The sequence below is a fragment of the Mycetohabitans rhizoxinica HKI 454 genome (genome assembly GCF_000198775.1).
GTDB lineage: Bacteria > Pseudomonadota > Gammaproteobacteria > Burkholderiales > Burkholderiaceae > Mycetohabitans > Mycetohabitans rhizoxinica.
In genome coordinates, this window is sequence record NC_014718.1 from 357,003 (window position 1) to 376,343 (window position 19,341).

Sequence of the window (19,341 nt, forward strand, 5' to 3'; positions counted from 1 at the left end):
TAGGAATACCCGTTACCCGATACCCCCCGCTTAGATCCGAACGTGCCCAATTCTGGCATTCGGCTCCCACCTCGGGTGATTGACGGCAAATCGGCGATCTGGCCAGGCATGAAGAATCTGCGGTTGAGGTAACCACGCGTCTGCCAGACGCTCAATACGCTGCCACGTCATCGTGTCCTTCTGACTGCGCCGCCGGAGCGTGCGCCGCCAGATGTTCATCATGCCGTGCCTGAACGCACGCAACGCCCGGATATTGGTCGGAACGGCATGGTATGCAAAGTAGCCCCGAACGATCTGCGCCAGCCAGCGCCCTTGTGAGGCGATCGGCTCATGCATTCGCAGGCGCATTTGCTCCTTGACCTGCTTAAGCTTGGCGCGCAGCCGGTCCTTACGGCTCTTGCGCTTGAGCTGGAAGCTGCCGTTGCGTGACGTCCCACTGATATGAGTGAAACCCAGATAAGCAAACGTCTGCGGCTTGCCCATGCCCTTACGCCTTCGCCGCTCGGCGGCATACCGACCAAATTCCAGCACACGGGTCTTCTCCGGATGCAGCGTGAGGTCGAACTCCTCCATGCGTTGCCGCAGCTCCTTCATCAGCCGCAGCGCATCTGCTTCGTGCTGGCAGCCCACCACCGTATCGTCCGCATATCGCGACACCACCACCGTGCCACGGGCTCGCTGACGCCGCCACCGTTCTATCCACAAATCAAAGACATAGTGCAGATAGATATTGGCAAGTAATGGGCAGATCACCGAACCCTGGGGCGTACCGGCCTGTACCGACATCAACCGGCCATTGTCCAGCACCCCAGCATCGAGCCATTTGCCGATCAGGCGAATGACTCTCGGGTCCGCCACCCGGTGCTTCACGAAACGGATCAACCATTGCCTGTTGACGGTGTCGAAAAAGCTTCGAATGTCGGCATCCAGAATCCAGTTCACCGGTCGCCACTGAATCGCTGCAGCCAATGCATCGAGTGCATCATGCTGGTTACGACCCGGACGAAATCCATACGAGAAGCCGAGGAAGTCTTCCTCGTAAATGGCGTTTAGAACCTCAACCATTACGCTCTGCACAAGCTTGTCTTCCAGCGCGGCGACACCCAAGGGCCTGAGACCAGCGTCTGCCTTGGGTATATAACGTCGCAGCACTGGCAGGGCACGGTAGCTCCCTGTATGAACCCGCCTGTGCAGGTCCCGGAGATTGCTCCCCAGTCCCACTTCATAGCTTTGCCACGTCACACCATCGACTCCCGGTGTCGCCTTACGTTTGAGCGCATACAATGCAGCGCTCAGCCGCTCGACGGTGACGTGGTGCAGCAACGTCGTGAAACGCATCTTCTTATGCTGTCTCGCCAACTGCCGTACGCGATCCAGTCCCTGTGACACGCTTGCCCGGTTCTGTGCCCGGCACGTGTGATTCTGGTTCGCGTTCCCCTCGGTCCCCGCCCTTGGCTCCACCCACTGCGCAGCCGGTTTCCCGACCTTGTTCGCAGGTTTCTTCGCTACTACGGCGGAGTCTGACTTCTCACGTCCGTGCATCATCGGCTTCGGCTCCTCGCCTTCCCGACGCGGGCCTGGCCAATACCGCTACAAAGCCAGGTCAGACGTGAGATCTCCCGCCTCCCGTGCAAGGCGCTTGCGTGTATGCCAGTTCTACGACCACGCCGGATCGGCAGGCACTCGCGATGTCGCGCCCGCTCATATTGCCTTCCACGTACTGGAGCGCGTCGGCATCCGGGATATCAGCCATTTCGTGGCTCCATGGCTGGCCTGCACGCTCCCCTGCCGACGCTTCGCTGACCTCCTCACGGATGCCCGCGCACGGCTCGGGGGCGATGTGGCTCGCTATGCCTTCATCGTAGTGGACTCTCACCACCTACACCTTGCCGGTCTCCCGGCGCACCCAATACGGGTTCTCGAGCCATTGCCAGCGCACATCCTCGTCCGACAGGTCGAAGGCGTGCTGCAAATACAGCAACCCCGCGATCAAACGCGGCGACGTTGCCGGCCGGCCGCGCTGCGACACGAAGCTCGCGCTCATCGCTGTGTTCAATCGGTCCCAGTCAATTAGATCAGCCAGACGAACCAACGGATGCTTCAAGTTGATCTGCTCGCGCAGCGGTTGGCGAAACAAATCTCCCTCTGGCACCGGCGTCTTCGGACCCATCCGAACCTCGTCGAAATTTGCAAGAATCTCGCATTAATATGTCTGCCTCTTGCAAATCCCACAACACCATTCTGGCCTCAGAGCCTTACTGCACCAGCGTCTGCGGTTTATTCAGGGCCGACTTCTATGAGTAGAAAGTTGTCAAGAATTTGTGCAAAGAAACAATCCATAAGCAGATACCTCAAATTTCAGCCAAGCAATATCAACGCTCGTTCGGGTGGGGTCGAGCCGATTATGCGCACGTGAGACATTCACCTCTCACCCACTTCTATCCGCCGGATTTGGCCGGCCTCATCCTGTATGCGCGCTAAGTCGGACATCCTGGTCCGATGGATATGCCCCATCTAATGATCGGTTACGTTCAGCAACCCGTCGGTCCTACGGGCATATCTCAGTTCAGCCCCTCCAATAGACGTTGACCCTACAGCTATGAGCCATGCCTACTCATGCCCCTTTCAACTGAGCGCTTTGTGGAATCACGCCGTCTTTTAGGTAGCGCCATAATGCAATCACTAGCCGCCTGGCAAACGCGACAATCGCAATGCGCCGCGCACGGCGATTGGCTTCGGTGCCCTGCGTGCGCTTGTTGAACCACTGCGCCAGCGCACTGCTAGGCTGATATCGCAACCAGCACCAGGCCATCTCGATGAGTTGGGTTCGCGCTCGCCTATTTCCCTGCTTGCTGATCCCCTGATCAATCCGGCTCTGTCCGCTATCGTAGGGCTGCGGGACCAGGCCTACGCAGGCGCCCAGTTGCCGCCGGTTATCAAACTCGCGCCAGAACAACTCAAGCACCAGGCGCGATGCCCCGATATGGCCTACACCTTTGAGGTGCCTAAGATAAGCGATGCGTTTGCGTACAGGTGCCGGTAGGCGTTCTTGCAGTGTGCGCTCAAGTGCCGCGAGTTGTTCTTCGGCAAGCGCCAGGCGGGCCGTCTCGCGTAACAGTCGTTCATGCAGCTCGCTGGGCAGCGGCGTGCCATCATGACAAACCAGTTTGCCGCTAGCTAGCCGCTTGGCAAACGTCCTATGATCGAAACCGTCCCAGCAACCCATCGTGATCAACAACTTACGCATACGCTCGCGGTGCTGCAGCACCTCTTTGTGCAACTGGCCTCGATCACGAATCAACTGGCGCGACGCTTCATCTTGCAGCGAGGGCACTCGCACTACGCGCATGCGGTCGCGTTCGCCATGCAGCCATGCTCGCAAATTCGTGACCAGCTTGATCGCATCAAGCCGATCCGTCTTGGCGCGACGCCTGTGCCGCTCCACCGGAATACTGGCCGCATCGATCACGTAACACTCCATGCCACGCAAGCGCAGTGCTCTATAGATCCAAAATCCATCCTGTCCAGCCTCATAACTGACCACCACACGCACCTCTTGGGGCAGCGACCATTTCTGCTTGTATCGCTCAATCACCTCCAATAGGGCTTGCACTCGCATGGCCGCTTGCGCTCCCCTTACCGTGTGCACCGCTTGACTCTGTCTGCGTCCGTCGTGCAGCGCAATTTTCCATTGGGCCCCCGCCAGTTCGAGTGACGTCGCCAGTATTATGTTCTCGGTATCGACTCCGGCTAAGTGATCTGTACGCGTGATAACCTCCGTTGCGTTCGCCTTGTTTCACTTAATCTTACAACTTAAGCTTTGCCTGTTCTCACGCTACATAGGATCTACTTGGCCATGCTGTCTTCTCCTCTACAACACGGCGACCTATCTTCTTGCCAACACAACCTTATATGCCTCGCTCCATTAAGATTGAGGCATTGACCGGTTGATACGCCTCTTTTTCAGCGCGCTTGCGTCACCTCCTACGATGTCGCGCAGCCTGTCCACCGGCTTATGCTACCCGCCAAAAAGCTCACGCTTACGACATATCGTTGCGCGTCTTTACCTACTTTTCGCTAGCCTGCTGTACAGCTTCGCTACGCGTGGTACCTTTTTTATTTATCGCTGAGCTTACCGATGGACTTTGATTKGAATGCCGCTTTAAACTATCCTGCCAGCTACGTCTGTGCAGGGCAGACTGGTCAACGACCTGCCGCGTCAACGCCGCCACGGCCGCGCTGCGACGACGCATTGACTTGCTCCTCGTCCACTCGACCGACAACGTATGATGACTTGCCGCCCGAGCTGATTGCCCGGATCGGTGACTATGTCCCCATTCAAGACGTGACATCGTTCGCCACAGTCGATCGCCGCACGTATCATGCGATGCAGGCCCGGCGCCTCGTCCACCGCTATTGGCAGCGGGCAAACCAGGCCGTCAGCTTGGCGTCAGTCAACCAGCTGCTGGACGAAATGGGCGGTGCGTTGAGCAATCCAGCGCAGCATATCGAACCCATTGATGCGCTGAGTCAGCGTCTGCGAGCGTTGCCGGAAGCCGAGCGAGTCGAGGCATTCAAGTGCGTGTTTGCAGCTGCAGAGCGTATCCCGCAGGACGGCGTGCGAATACAAAAAGCGCTGTTACGCACCTTTCTTGATTTTCCTCTGAGCCGGCGCGTTGAGTTATTCGACTTCGCTTACGCGATGGCGCAGCGGCGCGCGCCCGGACAAGACAACATCTGGGCGGAACTGGCTGACAGTTTGCAGTGCTTGTCACTGCGCTCATCTTTTGCCGAGCAGCGTTATCAGGCGCTCCTGGCCCGGCTTGCGTCGTTGAGGGTATCCGAACAAGCGGAGCTCATCCCGGCATTGTCCAGTTTGCTCCTTTACTTTAATAAGACAGACCCACGCGTGCCTGAGCGGTATGCGCTCTTACGCGGACACGCGTTACAACTGCCGCCCTCTCATCAAGGTGCATCGGTCGGCATGTTAGCGAGGGTCGTAGAGATTTTGCCGAAAGCGGAGCAGTTCGCACAGTACACGCAGATGCGTGATTGGGCGCTGTCGCTGCCTGACGAGCAGTGGGGGATTGCTTTGCGGTATTTGCCTGAAGGGCTTGAAGCGCTGTCGCGCGAACAACGCGCGCAGGAGCTGACGTTGCTTGAGGGTCATTTAGCGCGCGTGCCTATGTCACAGCGTGTTCCGGCGGCGTTTGGGCTGCTCAAATGCCTCCCTTTTTTAAACGATGTACAAGCAAAGCGAACCTGGCGGCAAAGTCTGAACCTACTGAATGGTGCGAGCGAAACCGCTTTATGGGATTTGCTGAGCCAACTTCGGGCCGATTGGGTGTTATCTGAGTTAAGCAACTTCGGATGGGAAATGGCAGTGGGTGAGATCACTCGCTTTATGGCGGCCACCCAGTTCTCCGAGCCGGCGCAGGCGCGATTCCAGGCCAATGTCAACTGGCTTAGAAGTGAGCCAGATAATATTTAGTGTGACTGAACCCAGTATGCTTCGTTAATCCCAACGCCGAAACAGATACCGTCGTGCCATCGGAGAGGTCGGGTAACGCAGCGGGGTTCGTCATTGACGTCATGCAGCCTGACACACCGCGAGGTGCTTGCCCACAAGGGGGGACGCGGTAATACACTGCAATGTCTTGCCAGAGATGTTCACAGACAGCATGCCGTACTCTTGTTTCAACTGGTGAAGCGTCGTCATCTTGAGGGCTTCAGCGGCGCGTTGCCCCAGTCAGTGAAGCACGAGATCCAGACCAGGATCATGCTGCACACCAGCATCTAGGCCGTCTACCATAAAGCCCAGCAGGATCTACCAGCGGACAGGCAAGCCCACTGGCAGGTGAGGCAGGTGAGTCGGGTGTACGCTCTCAAACAGGCCGGCCGCTTAATCATCGCCACCGCCGAAGACGGTCGGCATGCAGGGCATGCCGACCTTTCACGCCTTGACCAGCGCCCTTGCCTACACCCTCTCGAACACATCCGTACCACTCTGCCCTTCCCCAGAAAACACGCCATCGGCGGCATGTAACGACCTCGTAAAGTTGATCGATAAATCAAGGGGCATTTAATCAAGCGTGGGCTGAGCGGAAATGATATTGGCGACAGGTCGAGTTTCGCCGGGTTGTCCACTGCCGGCAAGTTTTTTTACAACACCATTCTCATCTTGAACACCGAGAAAAGTGGAACCACCGCCATCCAAATTAAACGAGGAAACACCAATCCCTTTATCGGCGTCTTTATATCTTCCCGTTGGATCAGCACCCATCTCCGTGATCTCTTGCCATCCTCCCTCTTCTGGCTGCCTCCCCTTTATTGGCACACCCAAATCCCGTTTGCCGTCTGTTGTTGTCAGCGTATGCATTACCAAGTCACCTGGCTTGTCGGACAATCGGTGCGTTCCGTCGGTTGGGTCAACGGACAATTCGGGGCGCACGCTCACCGCGGCCCGCTCGTTACGTTCATTGGCATGCGTTAGCGCGCCGGCAAATTTGTTTAATGGATTATCCTCCCCTTCTGCGTTGCGATATTGAAGCCGGCCATCGTTGTTTTCCAACCTCGCCCTCTGTCCATTCAATGCGAGCACTGGACCACTCGTGATGCCGACTTTACCGTCCTGCAGCAATTGACCATAGTCATTCTGCCAAGGTGGAGCGACGTCGACATGGTCGGATCGAGTTGCGGTCGGGCCCACCGGCCTGCCATAGTCACTCTTGGTTGCTTTTCCTTCACTACCACCTTGCATAATCTTGAGGCCGGACTTGTGCACAAAATACCCGCCATTGATGATGGCGGACCGCTTCGGCGCTTGCGCTGCAAGCGCCTGGGGCGGCTGCGGCGGTTCCCCTTCCTTCGTCCCGATCACCTTGCCAGACTTCGTCCCACCTTTCACGATAAGCATATTGTAGGTCGCAATACCATCGCCTACGCTATCGCTCTGTTTTTCTGATTGCGTTTTTGGAGGCGGAGTAAGCATATCTCGGATCTTCGCAAGCGGTGTCCCTGGCGGTCGCACGCCGCCAGGGCCGCCTTTGATCGTAACCTGAACGATTCCCGCACCGTGGCTTTGCACCTTGACGCTCTTCTCCCGCACCAAATATCCTTGGGCACGAGCGGCGAAACGGGAAAGTGCTTTGGCGGCGTTGGGATTGTTTTCAAGCTTATTTCGTATCGCATCGAATTCGTCTGTCTTGGATAAAGAGCGGGTCGGCTTAGGAGACGCGCGCTCAGACGATGACGGTGCACGGGTCGGCGAGGTCTGCGTATTCGTGTTCTGCGCTTCAAATTCGGTCTGGTTAGACGTGATAGTCAGTCTCAATTTAAAATCTCCTGCCTGGTTTCGTGGCAAATTTGTCTGAAATCTGCTACTCAAGATAAAACCGTTTGCGATGAGCAACAGAAAGCCCGCACGTCATCTCGTTGCTATGTTGTCTCTTCCGAAGGAAAATGACGTGCTTCGGTTACGTTATAGGCGTGCTGTTGTGTCTGTAATAGCGCCAAACGAAGTCCAGACGTCAAAAGCGAAGCGCCTCTTAGCGGGTGAGCATTGGCTGAATAGAGGGACATATGACGGCTGACACCATGTCATGACGCGTCCAGCATCCCGGCGATGCGCGGGCCGTTGGCACCATCCGGCAACGCCGTGCCCTAACGCATGTAGAGCGGAATTGATGCTTGCGGGTCTCGACCTAGCTAGGTGGCACAGGTGGCACTTCCCATTGTGCAGGATCGGTCAAATGGGCGGTGTGTGTTGGTATGACCAGCGTCCCGTTAGGCCCGATGCAGTCCATCAGCGCTTAGATGACGGCCACGACTGCGCCTGCGACCCACCCAAGCGCGCTGAGGGACGAGTGCACGAGGATTGTGCTACCTGACGTCACGCGACCTTCCGCGAGTTGCCGGGCGAGACTCGATCGGATTCGCGGTGCAGAGTTTTTTTAGGATGAAATTATGTTCACCAAGCCTGTCAGCAGGGCTTCTGCATGCACTCTCTGCTCATGCCAAAGTCCAATGAGCAAATGCCAATTGCACATGGCAGTGGCTGTTACGCGAAGCTGCTCGCACAGTGGGCAAAGATCGAGATCCTTGTATTTCTTCACTCAATAATCGCCTGAAGCCGTGCCAAAGCGTCCTCTACCACTTCGACTGGTACGCTTTCAACCTTGCGCGCGCCGCGCGCCTATCACGCACCAGGGGCACGGGCACGGGGTCTGCTACGCAATGGCGCGTCGTCCAACTGCGGACGTCGTTGCCGCGATGGAGGAACCCGCATGTTAGGCTTGTCCGCGCTGGACTTGGCGCGTTTTCAGTTCGCTTTTACGATTGCTTTCCATATTCTTTTTCCCGCTATCACGATTGGCTTGGCGAGCTATCTGGCCGTGCTCGAGGGATGCTGGCTACGCACACGCAACGTCGTCTACCGCGACCTGTATCAATTTTGGATCAAGATTTTTGCCGTCAACTTCGGCATGGGTGTGGTATCGGGCATCGTCATGGCCTATCAGTTCGGCACCAACTGGGCGGGGTTTTCGCGCTTTGCCGGCGGCGTGACCGGCCCGCTGCTTGCCTACGAGGTACTGACTGCGTTCTTCCTCGAGGCGGGATTCCTTGGTGTCATGCTGTTCGGATGGAACAAGGTTGGACCGGGACTGCATTTCCTGTCAACCATCATGGTCGCCGTCGGGACGCTGATTTCAACGACATGGATTTTGGCCTCGAACAGCTGGATGCATACTCCGCAAGGCTATCAGATCATCGATGGGCGCGTCGTGCCAGTCCATTGGTTGCAGGTCATCTTCAATCCGTCGTTCCCGTACCGCCTCGTGCACATGAGTCTGGCCGCATTTTTGGCCACCGCGTTGTTCGTGGCCGCATCGGCCGCCTGGCACTTGCTGCGCGGGCACGACAATGCGGCGATCCGCAAGATGCTATCGATGGCAATGGGCATGATACTTGTCGTCGCGCCAATCCAGGCTGTGGTGGGCGACGCACACGGGCTCAACACGCTGGAACATCAGCCAGCCAAGCTGGCTGCCATCGAGGGCCACTGGGAGAACCGTGAAAACGAAGCCGTGCCGCTAATCGTCTTTGGCTGGCCCGACATGCAACGCGAGCAAACCCGTTATGCGCTCGAGATTCCGTACTTGGGCAGCCTGATCCTGACGCATAGCTGGAACAAGCAATTCCAGGGCTTGAAGGCGTTCCCCCCAGACGAGCGGCCGAATTCGACCGTGGTGTTCTGGACCTTTCGCGCAATGGTCGGTCTCGGACTATTGATGATTGCGCTGGGCGCATGGAGCCTGTTCTTGCGCCGCCGCGCACGCCTATACCACTGCCGGGCATTCCTGCACTGCACGTTGGTGATGGGGCCGGCCGGACTGGCCGCCGTACTCGCAGGCTGGCTGACCACGGAAATCGGCCGGCAGCCTTGGGTCGTGTATGGCCTACTACGAACCACCGACGCGGTGACGCCGCATTCGGCGCCGGAAATACTGCTGTCTGTGGTGCTGTTCGTTGTGTCATATTTTTTCGTCTTCGGGGCAGGGTTGGCCTATATCCTGCGGCTGATCCGTCAGGGGCCCCGGCCGCAACCCGATGCCACGCCGCCCATGGGTGGCCCAGGACAACCGCACACCCCGGCGCGACCACTGTCCGCCGCGCATGAGGATGAGCATCGAACGGCCAAGACGGACGACGCCGGGAGATAACGACGATGGGTTTTGACATTTCACTGGTCTGGGCCGTGATCATCTTTGCCGGCGTGATGATGTATGTCGTGACTGACGGCTTCGACCTAGGTATCGGCCTGCTCTTTCCCTTCGTCTCGAACCGTACGGAGCGTGACTTGATGATGAACAGCGTCGCGCCAGTCTGGGATGGCAATGAAACCTGGTTAGTACTCGGCGGCGCCGGGCTGCTGGCCGCGTTTCCACGAGCCTATGCGATTTTGCTGAGCGCATTGTATCTGCCGCTGATCTTCATGCTGCTCGGCCTGATCTTTCGCGGCGTGGCGTTCGAATTCCGTTTCAAGGCCAACGATCGCGAGCGCCCCATCTGGGACATCGCATTCATGGCCGGCTCGTTGCTCGCGTCGTTCTTCCAGGGCGTAGCGCTGGGCGCGTATATCGACGGCGTGAAGGTCAATGGCGATGCATTCGCTGGCGGCGCCCTCGATTGGGTTAAGCCATTTGCGCTCTTTTGCGGGCTCGGCGTGGTCGTGATCTATGCGTTGCTGGGCGCGACATGGCTGATTATGAAAACCGAACATACGTTGCAACACACGATGATCGGCGTGGCGCGGCGGCTCACATGGCTCGTGCTCGCCGCGATCGCGATCGTCAGCATCTGGACGCCGATTGCCCATCCGCACATCGCACAGCGCTGGTTTACGCTGCCCAACCTGCTTTGGTTCTGCCCTGTCCCGTTGCTGGTGCTGCTTTGCGTTTATGCTCTCCAACGCTCGCTGAGCCACGCGCCGCACGCCGGTCCGTTCCTGTGCGCGCTGGCGCTGATGTTCCTGGGCTACACCGGGCTGGCAATCAGCATCTGGCCGAATATCGTGCCACCATCGCTGTCGATCTGGGACGCAGCCGGCCCGTTGCAGAGTCAGGGCTTTACCCTGCTCGGCACGCTGTTCATCATCCCGTTCATCCTCGGCTACACAATGTGGTCATACTATGTGTTCCGGGGCAAGGTACGCCCTGGCGAGCACTACCATTAATGCAAAAACCCCCTCGAAACCGCGTGCCGACCTGGGCCACGCGACTAGCTTGGCTGATCGCGCTGTGGACGGCTAGCGTCGCCGCGCTGGCCGTTGTCGCTGGTGTGTTGCGCCTCGCGATGCACGCAGCCGGGTTGTCCGCCTGAATTGGCCAGCAGCCGCGCCGCTCGCAGCGCAGATCGCGGCGCTCGCTGAACGCAGCCATGCGCTCGACGCCATCATGAGCACGCTGCTATTTGAACGGCCTGCTTTTCGACATCCTACTCATTGAGTGCCTGCTTCTCGGCATCCTGCCAGCCCGCGCGGGTCGCGGATAGCACCGTCCACTATGCAAAGTTCACGGGCCGTGTTCGATGCCGCGATGCTGCGCTAGCCGCCGCGCTGGTTGGCGTGGTCCATTGGCGCGGCGGCCAGCGACGTGCGCAGGCCGCGTGAAGCGGCCGGCGCGTTAGGCGCGCTCCGCGAGCAAATCGGCCATATCGTCAGCGTGCTCTTCTTCGACCGCCAGGATTTCCTCGAAGATGCGGCGCGTGGTCGGGTCCTTGTCGCCAATGTACTTGACGATCTCTCGGTAGGTATCGATCGCGATGCGCTCCGCAACCAGGTTCTCTCGAATCATCTCGGTCAGCGTCTCGCCTTCCACATACTCGGAGTGCGAGCGGCTGGCCAGCCCGGCCGGCGCAAAATCGGGCGCCCCGCCCAACTGCACGATGCGCTGCGCCAGCTGATCCGCATGCTGCTGCTCCTCGGCCGCATGCTGCGCGAACTCGTCGGCCACCGCTTCCGAGTTGATCCCCTTTGCCATGAAATAGTGCCGCTTGTAGCGCAGCGTGCAGACTAACTCCGTGGCCAGCGCGTCATTGAGCAGCTTTAGAATCGTGTCGCGATCCGCGCTGTAGGTCGACGTCACGGGGCCCTCGTCCATATGCTGGCGAGCGCGCTCGCGGATTGTTTCTAAGTCGAGTCTAAAGGTGTCTGTCATTGCAACCTCCATGAGTGACCGTCATGTCCTCGTCACGTCGATCAGCCAACTGACGACAAACATGACAGCGAAAACGTAAAATAAAATTTCGCGCAGTTTGCGCGCCGCGCGTGGCCAAGCCAGTTAATTTCGATGCACGGACCATCACGGTCGCGACAAGAAGAAAGAACACCCTGCATCGTGCAGCAACGCGGCCTCTTTATCCACGCGCACGACACGCCCGGCATTTGCGTGGGACGGCTAGGTAACCTTCTTTGCGACAAAAATGCCGAACAGCAGGAACACCACGCACAGCACGAGGAAGACGAAGAACAGGAACTTCGCAATCGCTGCCGCGCCCGTGGCAATGCCGCTGAATCCAAGCAATCCCGCGATAATGGCGACAATCGCAAAGAATAACGCCCACCTCAACATGATTGCGACCTCCATAGCAAGTGCCAAAATTCGGCAACGAGTGCAATTATAGCAATAGGCATGCCAGAATTGGCGCCCGCTGCCCCGGCAACGCTCCGTCCGACAACACGTCGCCCCCTAAAACCAAGGGTTTAGCGCCGTTTACCGAAAGGGGGCACGACGTACCGGTATAGGGTGCGCAGACAAGCGAGGCCGCCACTTTCTTTCATACAATGAGTAAGCCTTACCCCAATTTACTAAAACCGCTGGAGTTGGGTGAGTTACCTGCTCAATTCATTTCTGTGTCCACGCACTAACCGCCGCACCGATCGCTGGGGTGGATCCATCAAGAATCGCATTCGCCTGGCTGTCGAAGTCGTGCGCCGGATGCGCGAGACGCTTGACACACGTTTCAGACAGCGGTGTCAACGTCACGGACGGCGGTTGCCAACGCCCCTGAACCGGTGTATCTTGACCCTGCTACGCGGGGGTCCTGCTTGCGCACCGTCGTCAAGCGGGTGAGAAACACCCTTTGAACCTGATCTGGGTAATGCCAGCGCAGGGAAGCGTCCGGGGTCGATCAATGATGTCGCCGCATCCGCCCCGCTCCGCCGCTTCTCCGGTCTCCCGTGTTCCGTTGCCCTTGCCCACAGGAGACATTCAATGGTTGCCAATCCAAAGTTTCTGTCCGAGTCCGCGCGCGTGGACGATGCCGCGATCGCGCCGCTGCCGAATTCCCGCAAGATCTATGTGACCGGCTCCCGGTCTGACCTACGGGTTCCGATGCGCGAAATCAGCCAGGCCGACACGCCGACCGGCTTCGGTGGTGAGAAAAACCCGCCCATCACGGTCTATGACACATCCGGCCCATATACCGACCCCGACGTCAGGATCGATATTCGCGCCGGCCTGCCCGCGCTACGCGAGGCCTGGATCGAGGAACGCGGCGACACCGAGCGGCTGGAAGGGCTCTCGAGCCAGTACGGCCAGGCCCGCGCGGCCGACGCGGACACCGCGCACCTCCGCTTCCCAGGCCTGCATCGCGCGCCGCGGCGAGCCAAGGCGGGCGCCAACGTGACCCAGATGCACTACGCGCGCCGCGGCATCATCACGCCGGAAATGGAGTTCATTGCGATCCGCGAAAACCAGCGTCGCCACGAGTATTTGGAAAGTCTGCGCGCTAGCGGACCACAAGGCGCCAAGCTGGCCGAGCTGATCGGTCGGCAGCACCGTGGCAACGCATTCGGCGCGGCGGCATTCAGTGGCACCCAGGCTCGCGAAATCACCCCCGAATTCGTGCGCGACGAAGTCGCACGCGGTCGCGCGATCATTCCGGCCAACATCAATCATCCCGAATCCGAGCCGATGATCATCGGCCGCAACTTCCTGGTGAAGGTCAATGCAAACATCGGCAACTCCGCTGTCACGTCATCGATCGGCGAGGAAGTCGACAAGATGACGTGGGCGATCCGCTGGGGCGGCGATACCGTGATGGACTTGTCCACCGGCAAGAACATCCACGAGACGCGCGAGTGGATCATCCGCAACAGCCCGGTGCCGATTGGTACCGTGCCGATCTACCAGGCGCTGGAGAAAGTTCACGGCAAGGCGGAGGAACTGACCTGGGAAATCTTCCGCGACACGCTGATCGAGCAGGCTGAACAAGGCGTTGATTACTTCACGATTCATGCCGGCGTGCTGCTGCGCTATGTACCGATGACTGCGAGCCGCATGACGGGGATTGTCTCGCGCGGCGGCTCGATCATGGCCAAGTGGTGTCTTGCCCATCACCGAGAAAGCTTCCTGTACGAGCATTTCGAAGACATCTGCGAGATCATGAAGGCGTACGACGTGAGCTTCTCGCTGGGCGACGGGTTACGGCCAGGCTCGATCTACGATGCAAACGACGAGGCGCAGCTCGCCGAACTCAAGACGCTGGGCGAGTTGACGCAGATTGCATGGAAGCACGATGTGCAGACAATGATTGAAGGTCCGGGACACGTGCCGATGCAGTTGATCAAGGAAAACATGGACTTGCAGCTGGAGTGGTGCAACGAGGCGCCGTTCTATACGCTCGGGCCGCTGACTACCGACATCGCACCGGGATACGACCATATTACCTCGGGCATCGGCGCGGCGATGATCGGCTGGTTTGGTACCGCGATGCTGTGCTACGTGACGCCAAAGGAGCACTTGGGGTTGCCGAACAAAGACGACGTCAAAGAAGGCATCATCACGTACAAGCTTGCCGCGCACGCCGCCGACCTTGCGAAGGGGCATCCCGGCGCGCAGATACGTGACAACGCGTTGTCGAAGGCCCGCTTCGAGTTCCGTTGGGAGGATCAGTTCAACCTCGGACTCGACCCGGACAAGGCGCGCGAATTTCACGACGAGACACTACCGAAGGATTCCGCAAAGGTTGCCCACTTCTGCTCGATGTGCGGCCCGCATTTCTGTTCGATGAAGATCACGCAGGACGTGCGTGAGTTTGCCGAGAAGCAAGGTGTCGGCGAAGTGGAGGCGCTGCGCAAGGGCATGGAAGTCAAGGCGATCGAGTTCAAGCAGTCGGGCGCCGAGATCTACCAAAAGCAGTAAAGTAACATCTGCTTACAAAAGCGACGAATCGCCTACAAAGCCGCAACGTCTTAAAACGTATTGATCGCGTACTATCGAATTAGGTCGGCAATCAACACAACGAGGAGTCACGATCATGAATTCGGTCAAGCGTATCGGCGCTGCGGCGCTCAGCGCCGCGCTGCTGACGAGCCTGGCGGCGTGCGACGGGATGACCACGCGCCAGCGCAACACTGCGATCGGCGCGGGCGTGGGCGGCGTCGCTGGCGCGGCAGTCGGCGGCAACGCGCTGTCGACGCTGGGCGGCGCAGCTGTCGGCGGCATCATCGGCAATCAGGTCGGCAAGTAACGCTTCGTCGCGCGACAGGGCCACGGCTCGCGTGAGCCTCGGCAGAACGGCCCAGCCGGCGGCACTTCTACCAACGCGCCGCCGGCTGTCCCTTGGTCGCTCATCCGGACGCACGCGGACTCCGTCACGCCCGTCACGCTTACGAGGCGGCGTGCCTACCCGACGTCGCGCCGGGGTGCGCAGCACCCCTTGCTATCTGCTGCACGCCCACCATCGGATGGCTTGCTCTGCTCATTGCGGCCCCGTGGACCGAGCATTCGATCGCACCATGACCGCGCGGGCTAGCCGCGCTCTTCTCCACGCTATGGGCTGCGCAGATCCATTGCCTCGCCCCAAGCTAAACCACTCAGCCATAAGCAAAGTGCCGCCATAACGATTTGCCGCCGTAACGATTGGAGCGCTATTCCCAGCGCGGCCGCCAGGGCTTAGAGTGATAGGCCTTCTTGTTAATTCTGCCTATGACAGCCCGCAACCTTCTTTATCTCCTTGTGCTTGCCGCGCTGTGGGGCGCCTCTTTTCTGTTCATTCGGATCGGGGTGGCCGAATTCGGCGTCACACCACTGATGGCACTACGCGTCTCGATCGGCGCGGTGTTCCTAGCCACGTTGCTGGTGGCACAAAAGGGTTTAGCCGGCGCGTGGCATAGCGCGCGCCGCCAATGGTGGCCATTGTTCGTCGTTGGCGTATTGAATTCAGCCGTGCCATTTTGCCTGTTTGCCTACGCCGAACTCACGCTGTCGGCCGGATTAACTTCGGTGATTAACGCAACAACGCCATTGTGGGGTGCCCTGGTCGCATTCGTTTGGCTCGGTGACCGGCTCAGCAGCATGCGCACCGCCGGGCTCGCGCTCGGCTTTGCGGGCGTGGTATTGCTGGTTTGGGATCAGATTACGGCACCGGTAGGCGCGAGCGGCACGCCGGTACCGGCGACAACCACGGCGCTCGCCGCAGGCGCGGCGCTCGGTGCCACGGCACTCTACGGCGTGGCGGCGAACTACACCAAACAGTACCTGTCCGGCGTGGATCCATTAACCGTGGCGTGCGGCAGCATGGTCGGCGCGTCCATCGCCCTGCTGCCGCTGGCCGCGTGGTGCTGGCCCACCGCCCAGGTCTCGACGCATGCGTGGCTCGCAGTGCTGGCGCTCGGCGTCGCGTGCACGGGTATCGCGTACAGGCTCTACTTCCATTTGCTGGCCACGGCCGGCCCGGCTCGCGCGATGACGGTAACGTTCGTGGTACCGGTGTTCGGTATTCTATGGGGTGCGCTGTTCCTCGCGGAATCCGTGTCGATGCGGATGATCGAGGGATGCGGGGTCGTGCTGATTGGCACCGCGCTCGCCGCCGGCTTCATCAAGCGGTTACGCGCGCAGGCATCGTAGCGCCTGGCGCAAGCTCGCCAATCCGCGGCAAGACCCTATTGCGGCTGCGCGCGGCCCGCTGCTGAACGGGGGCACCGTTTTGAAGGGCACGTTTCGGGGCGCGCCGTTTGAGACTTGCATGCGTTATCCGGCAATCACGCCACTAGCCTCGAGCCTGCGGATTCGCTCGGATACAGCCGGCTAGCTCAGATGAACGCACCGTCCGACCTCGGCATGCAAAATGGGGGCCTCCTACTGCAGCAGTTCGAGAATCCAGAAAATCCTACTGATCGAACTAGGCATTCATAATGCTGCGACCCAAAGAAATGCTGACCGTCCATCAAGCAACCAGCATTACGCGCAAGCGAAGCGAAACCTGCGTCCATGATGCGATACCGGCTGGGGCTGGTACGGACAGACACTAAACTATGCACAAACTCGCCATTCCTGACCAAGAAATCACCATGACGGCAGTGCGAGCGCAAGGCGCAGGTGGGCAAAACGTCAATAAGGTATCCAGTGCAATCCACCTACGGTTCTCGATTCGGTCTTCATCGCTGCCCGAGGTGGTCAAGATGCGCTTGCTCGCGCTGAACGACAACCGCATTACGCGCGACGGGGTCATCGTGATCAAGGCGCAGTCCTATCGGACACAGGAGTTGAACCGTGCCGAGGCACTCGCACGCCTGCACGAGCTAATCGAACGCGCCAATACTCCCCGCCGGCCCCGCCGGGCGACCCAGCCGACGCTGGCGTCTCGGAGGCGCAGGCTCGACACGAAAACGCGCCGTGGCGAAGTCAAGGCCGGCAGACGGCCGGTGACCGACTAAGCGCGACGGCGCGACAAGCCCGCGACTTTATCGTGATGAGGCTGTTTCGCGCCGTGCACGCGCCTCAGCGTATCGTAACCGTGCCGACAGTCCGGTATCGCGGCGGGTCGGCGTGCCGATGGCCTGTGCCAACACCGCACGCGTGCCGATAATCGTGATTTGAGCCCGCGCGCGGGTCACAGCCGTGTAAATCAACTCTCGCGACAACGCCCGGCTAAACGTAGGCGGCAACACCAGCGCAGCCCGTTCGAATTCCGAACCCTGTGATTTGTGGACCGTGAGCGCGAATGCCGTCTCGTGCGACGGCAGCATCGCGGGCGACACGCTCCGGCGCTGCCCGGCACCCTGTTCGAAGACCACCCGCAGCGTGCCGTCGCCGGCCGGCAGCGCGATGCCGATGTCGCCATTGAACAGGCCGAGTGCATAGTCGTTGCGCGTGACGATGACCGGACGGCCAGCGAACCACCGGGCGGCCGGTGCAAGCGGCAAGCGGGCAACCCGACGCAGTTCAGCGCTGATCCACTCGTTCAACGCATCGACGCCATGCGGGCCAGCGCGAACCGCGCACAGCACACGGAATGCGTTGAGCGCATCGAACAGCGCAGCGGCCTGTGACTCACACCGCTGCAGCATCCCGGCCAGCAGATTTGCATAGCGTGCGAAACCCCGCGCGATATAGTCGCGTGCCGCGTGTCCGATTGCCGGCCCGCCGTCATCGATGAAGTGTGCGGGCGCGCGATCGTCTGCTGCATCGAGCACGCCGAGCGCGTCCGCAGGCGAGCCGTCGCGAATTGCACTGGACAGCTGCCCGATCGGGGAATCGAGGCCGAACCGATAGTTGGTCTGCAACCACACGACGCAATTGGCGAGCGCAGCAGGCTGTGCACCGTCTGCCGCACGTGCCGTGTCGTTCGGCGCTGGCTCGACGATATCTGCCCCAACCGCCGGATTGTCGTCGGCGAACAGATCGCGCTGTGCAGACGCTGAGGGCGGGGCCGGCGCGGCAGGCGGTGCGGATGCGGTAAGCCGCGTCGGAGTAGCAGCCTGCCCCAAGGTAGCAGGCTGCAATTGGGGCAGGCCACCGCGAACATGCGCGGCGAGCGCGTTGCGCAATGTATCGACCGTGCAGCCAAGCGCCTGCGCGATACGCTCGGCGCGCTGCCCGACATAGCATGGATGTGCACTCAGTTCGGCGAACACTGCCCCCGCGTCGACCGCGGCCAATTGGTCCTTGTCACCCAGCAGGATCAACCGGGCACGCGGTGCAACGGCGTCCACCAACCGGCTTGCCAGCGCGACGTCGATCATCGAAGCCTCGTCAACGACGATGACATCGTACGGCAAAGAATTGCGCCGATGATGGCGAAAACCCCTGTCCGATGTGCTGCCCAGCAATCGATGCAGCGTATACGACGCGGTCGGCAGCTTGGCGGCGATATCGTGAGCCAATCGGTCGGCGCGGGACGCCAATGCCTCCAGCATGCGCTGTGCTGCCTTGCCAGTGGGCGCCGCCAGCGCGATGCGCAGATCCGGCTTGGCATCGAGCAAACAGGCTAGCACGCCGACGACCGTGGTCGTCTTACCCGTGCCCGGCCCACCGCTAACAATCGTCAGTTGCCCGGACAAGGCGACAGCCGCCGCGACACGCTGCCAGTCGAGGTCGCTGCCGCTCGCCTCGCCAAAATAGCGGGTCAGTACGTTACGCCACCGCTGCGCGTCATCAAACGACGCATCGTCAAATTCCGCCCGCGCGCGCGCACTCAGTGCATTAGCAAGCCCACGCTCGAATTCGTAATAGCGTGCGAGATACAGTCGGTCATCGAGGTCGATTACCAGCGGCAAACGGGGCGCCGGCTCGTCGTCATCGATGCGCGTGGCAACACCGCTTGCAAGCAGCGACGCGCGGACTGTGTCGGACGGCTGCCCGAGTTGCCGCGCAAGCGCTGCCAGCTCGATGCAGACATGTCCATTTGCAGTCGCCGCGCTGACCATCGCGGCAGCAGCAGCAGCGACGCGTGCATCGCCGGCGGCTGCCCCCAAGCTTTGCGCGAGCGCGCCGATCCGGCGCGAGAACCCCTGGGCCAGCATGATGTCAGTCATCACTGCCTTCTACCGAAGTC

At 60.0% G+C, this 19,341-nt stretch carries 16 protein-coding genes, 3 pseudogenes and 1 riboswitch; of the genes and pseudogenes, 9 read left to right on the forward strand and 10 right to left on the reverse strand.

What is annotated here, in order from left to right; genetic code table 11:
- Window positions 1-30 precede the first annotated feature (30 nt).
- The 4 genes and pseudogenes from ltrA to RBRH_RS13535 form a co-directional block, all read right to left on the reverse strand.
- Entirely contained in the window at window positions 31-1,545 is a 1,515-nt protein-coding gene (gene ltrA, locus RBRH_RS13525) for a group II intron reverse transcriptase/maturase (protein ID WP_013428637.1), read from the reverse strand.
- 58 nt (window positions 1,546-1,603) lie between these two features.
- Window positions 1,604-1,876 (reverse strand): hypothetical protein, encoded by a 273-nt coding sequence (locus tag RBRH_RS16475; protein ID WP_232509402.1) that lies wholly within the window; start codon window positions 1,874-1,876, stop codon window positions 1,604-1,606.
- A gap of 30 nt (window positions 1,877-1,906) precedes the next feature.
- Window positions 1,907-2,170, reverse strand: a pseudogene (locus tag RBRH_RS17875) (transposase); the annotation flags it as partial.
- Between the two features lie 444 nt (window positions 2,171-2,614).
- Complete coding sequence (locus RBRH_RS13535; RefSeq protein ID WP_041754742.1) at window positions 2,615-3,772, reverse strand: IS110 family RNA-guided transposase; 1,158 nt, start codon at window positions 3,770-3,772, stop codon at window positions 2,615-2,617.
- A gap of 522 nt (window positions 3,773-4,294) precedes the next feature.
- Between RBRH_RS13535 and RBRH_RS13540 the strand changes: the two genes are divergently transcribed.
- Window positions 4,295-5,491 (forward strand): hypothetical protein, encoded by a 1,197-nt coding sequence (locus RBRH_RS13540; protein WP_332415704.1) that lies wholly within the window; start codon window positions 4,295-4,297, stop codon window positions 5,489-5,491.
- A gap of 591 nt (window positions 5,492-6,082) precedes the next feature.
- Here RBRH_RS13540 and RBRH_RS17885 read toward each other — a convergent pair.
- The 3 genes and pseudogenes from RBRH_RS17885 to RBRH_RS21160 all read right to left on the reverse strand — a co-directional run.
- Window positions 6,083-7,333: a phosphodiester glycosidase family protein gene (locus tag RBRH_RS17885; RefSeq protein ID WP_232509403.1), complete on the reverse strand. Its 1,251-nt coding sequence runs from the start codon at window positions 7,331-7,333 to the stop codon at window positions 6,083-6,085.
- Window positions 7,334-7,703: 370 nt separating this feature from the next.
- A complete protein-coding gene (locus RBRH_RS20575) occupies window positions 7,704-7,805 on the reverse strand; it encodes an AAC(3) family N-acetyltransferase (protein WP_232509404.1) in 102 nt (33 codons plus the stop codon).
- 305 nt (window positions 7,806-8,110) lie between these two features.
- Window positions 8,111-8,194 (reverse strand): annotated as a pseudogene (locus RBRH_RS21160) (type II toxin-antitoxin system ChpB family toxin); the annotation flags it as partial.
- 91 nt (window positions 8,195-8,285) lie between these two features.
- On the opposite strand from RBRH_RS21160, the gene RBRH_RS13555 reads away from it, so the two are divergent.
- The 3 genes from RBRH_RS13555 to RBRH_RS17890 are packed head-to-tail and all read left to right on the forward strand — an operon-like array spanning window position 8,286 to window position 10,881.
- Entirely contained in the window at window positions 8,286-9,722 is a 1,437-nt protein-coding gene (locus RBRH_RS13555; protein ID WP_041754748.1) for a cytochrome ubiquinol oxidase subunit I, read from the forward strand.
- Between the two features lie 5 nt (window positions 9,723-9,727).
- The gene (gene cydB / locus RBRH_RS13560; protein ID WP_013428646.1) at window positions 9,728-10,735 is read left to right on the forward strand and encodes a cytochrome d ubiquinol oxidase subunit II; all 1,008 of its coding nucleotides are present in this window, start codon (window positions 9,728-9,730) and stop codon (window positions 10,733-10,735) included.
- Window positions 10,735-10,881 carry a DUF2474 family protein gene (locus RBRH_RS17890; RefSeq protein WP_083813542.1) on the forward strand — a complete coding sequence of 49 codons (147 nt, stop codon included), beginning with the start codon at window positions 10,735-10,737 and terminating at the stop codon, window positions 10,879-10,881. The genes cydB and RBRH_RS17890 overlap by 1 nt, the downstream gene beginning before the upstream one ends.
- A gap of 302 nt (window positions 10,882-11,183) precedes the next feature.
- On the opposite strand, the gene RBRH_RS13565 is transcribed toward RBRH_RS17890, so the two are convergent.
- Both RBRH_RS13565 and RBRH_RS13570 read right to left on the reverse strand, forming a co-directional pair.
- Window positions 11,184-11,717, reverse strand: a complete 534-nt coding sequence (locus tag RBRH_RS13565) for a ferritin-like domain-containing protein (RefSeq protein WP_232509405.1) — start codon at window positions 11,715-11,717, stop codon at window positions 11,184-11,186.
- Window positions 11,718-11,957: 240 nt separating this feature from the next.
- Window positions 11,958-12,131 carry a DUF1328 domain-containing protein gene (locus RBRH_RS13570; protein WP_041755006.1) on the reverse strand — a complete coding sequence of 58 codons (174 nt, stop codon included), beginning with the start codon at window positions 12,129-12,131 and terminating at the stop codon, window positions 11,958-11,960.
- A gap of 255 nt (window positions 12,132-12,386) precedes the next feature.
- On the opposite strand from RBRH_RS13570, the pseudogene RBRH_RS21455 reads away from it, so the two are divergent.
- The 5 genes and pseudogenes from RBRH_RS21455 to arfB form a co-directional block, all read left to right on the forward strand.
- Window positions 12,387-12,452: pseudogene (locus tag RBRH_RS21455) on the forward strand (hypothetical protein); the annotation flags it as partial.
- A gap of 134 nt (window positions 12,453-12,586) precedes the next feature.
- Window positions 12,587-12,693: riboswitch (TPP riboswitch) on the forward strand.
- Between the two features lie 80 nt (window positions 12,694-12,773).
- Complete coding sequence (gene thiC / locus RBRH_RS13575; RefSeq protein ID WP_013428652.1) at window positions 12,774-14,705, forward strand: phosphomethylpyrimidine synthase ThiC; 1,932 nt, start codon at window positions 12,774-12,776, stop codon at window positions 14,703-14,705.
- Between the two features lie 115 nt (window positions 14,706-14,820).
- The gene (locus RBRH_RS13580) at window positions 14,821-15,033 is read left to right on the forward strand and encodes a glycine zipper 2TM domain-containing protein (RefSeq protein WP_013428653.1); all 213 of its coding nucleotides are present in this window, start codon (window positions 14,821-14,823) and stop codon (window positions 15,031-15,033) included.
- A 458-nt stretch (window positions 15,034-15,491) separates the two neighbouring features.
- Window positions 15,492-16,412 (forward strand): DMT family transporter, encoded by a 921-nt coding sequence (locus RBRH_RS13585; protein WP_041754749.1) that lies wholly within the window; start codon window positions 15,492-15,494, stop codon window positions 16,410-16,412.
- 407 nt (window positions 16,413-16,819) lie between these two features.
- Entirely contained in the window at window positions 16,820-17,221 is a 402-nt protein-coding gene (gene arfB, locus RBRH_RS13590; RefSeq protein ID WP_013428655.1) for an alternative ribosome rescue aminoacyl-tRNA hydrolase ArfB, read from the forward strand.
- 27 nt (window positions 17,222-17,248) lie between these two features.
- Here arfB and RBRH_RS13595 read toward each other — a convergent pair whose 3' ends face one another.
- Window positions 17,249-19,321 carry an AAA family ATPase gene (locus RBRH_RS13595; RefSeq protein ID WP_157864536.1) on the reverse strand — a complete coding sequence of 691 codons (2,073 nt, stop codon included), beginning with the start codon at window positions 19,319-19,321 and terminating at the stop codon, window positions 17,249-17,251.
- Window positions 19,322-19,341 lie beyond the last annotated feature (20 nt).

What these genes read in the sequence shown, in the direction of transcription:
- ltrA (WP_013428637.1), bottom strand. Translation starts at nt 1,545, where the DNA reads ATGATGCACGGACGTGAGAAGTCAGACTCCGCCGTAGTAGCGAAGAAA.
- RBRH_RS20575 (WP_232509404.1), bottom strand. Translation starts at nt 7,805, where the DNA reads ATGGACTGCATCGGGCCTAACGGGACGCTGGTCATACCAACACACACC.
- RBRH_RS13555 (WP_041754748.1), top strand. Translation starts at nt 8,286, where the DNA reads ATGTTAGGCTTGTCCGCGCTGGACTTGGCGCGTTTTCAGTTCGCTTTT.
- cydB (WP_013428646.1), top strand. Translation starts at nt 9,728, where the DNA reads ATGGGTTTTGACATTTCACTGGTCTGGGCCGTGATCATCTTTGCCGGC.
- RBRH_RS17890 (WP_083813542.1), top strand. Translation starts at nt 10,735, where the DNA reads ATGCAAAAACCCCCTCGAAACCGCGTGCCGACCTGGGCCACGCGACTA.
- RBRH_RS13565 (WP_232509405.1), bottom strand. Translation starts at nt 11,717, where the DNA reads ATGACAGACACCTTTAGACTCGACTTAGAAACAATCCGCGAGCGCGCT.
- RBRH_RS13570 (WP_041755006.1), bottom strand. Translation starts at nt 12,131, where the DNA reads ATGTTGAGGTGGGCGTTATTCTTTGCGATTGTCGCCATTATCGCGGGA.
- thiC (WP_013428652.1), top strand. Translation starts at nt 12,774, where the DNA reads ATGGTTGCCAATCCAAAGTTTCTGTCCGAGTCCGCGCGCGTGGACGAT.
- RBRH_RS13580 (WP_013428653.1), top strand. Translation starts at nt 14,821, where the DNA reads ATGAATTCGGTCAAGCGTATCGGCGCTGCGGCGCTCAGCGCCGCGCTG.
- RBRH_RS13585 (WP_041754749.1), top strand. Translation starts at nt 15,492, where the DNA reads ATGACAGCCCGCAACCTTCTTTATCTCCTTGTGCTTGCCGCGCTGTGG.
- arfB (WP_013428655.1), top strand. Translation starts at nt 16,820, where the DNA reads ATGCACAAACTCGCCATTCCTGACCAAGAAATCACCATGACGGCAGTG.
- RBRH_RS13595 (WP_157864536.1), bottom strand. Translation starts at nt 19,321, where the DNA reads ATGACTGACATCATGCTGGCCCAGGGGTTCTCGCGCCGGATCGGCGCG.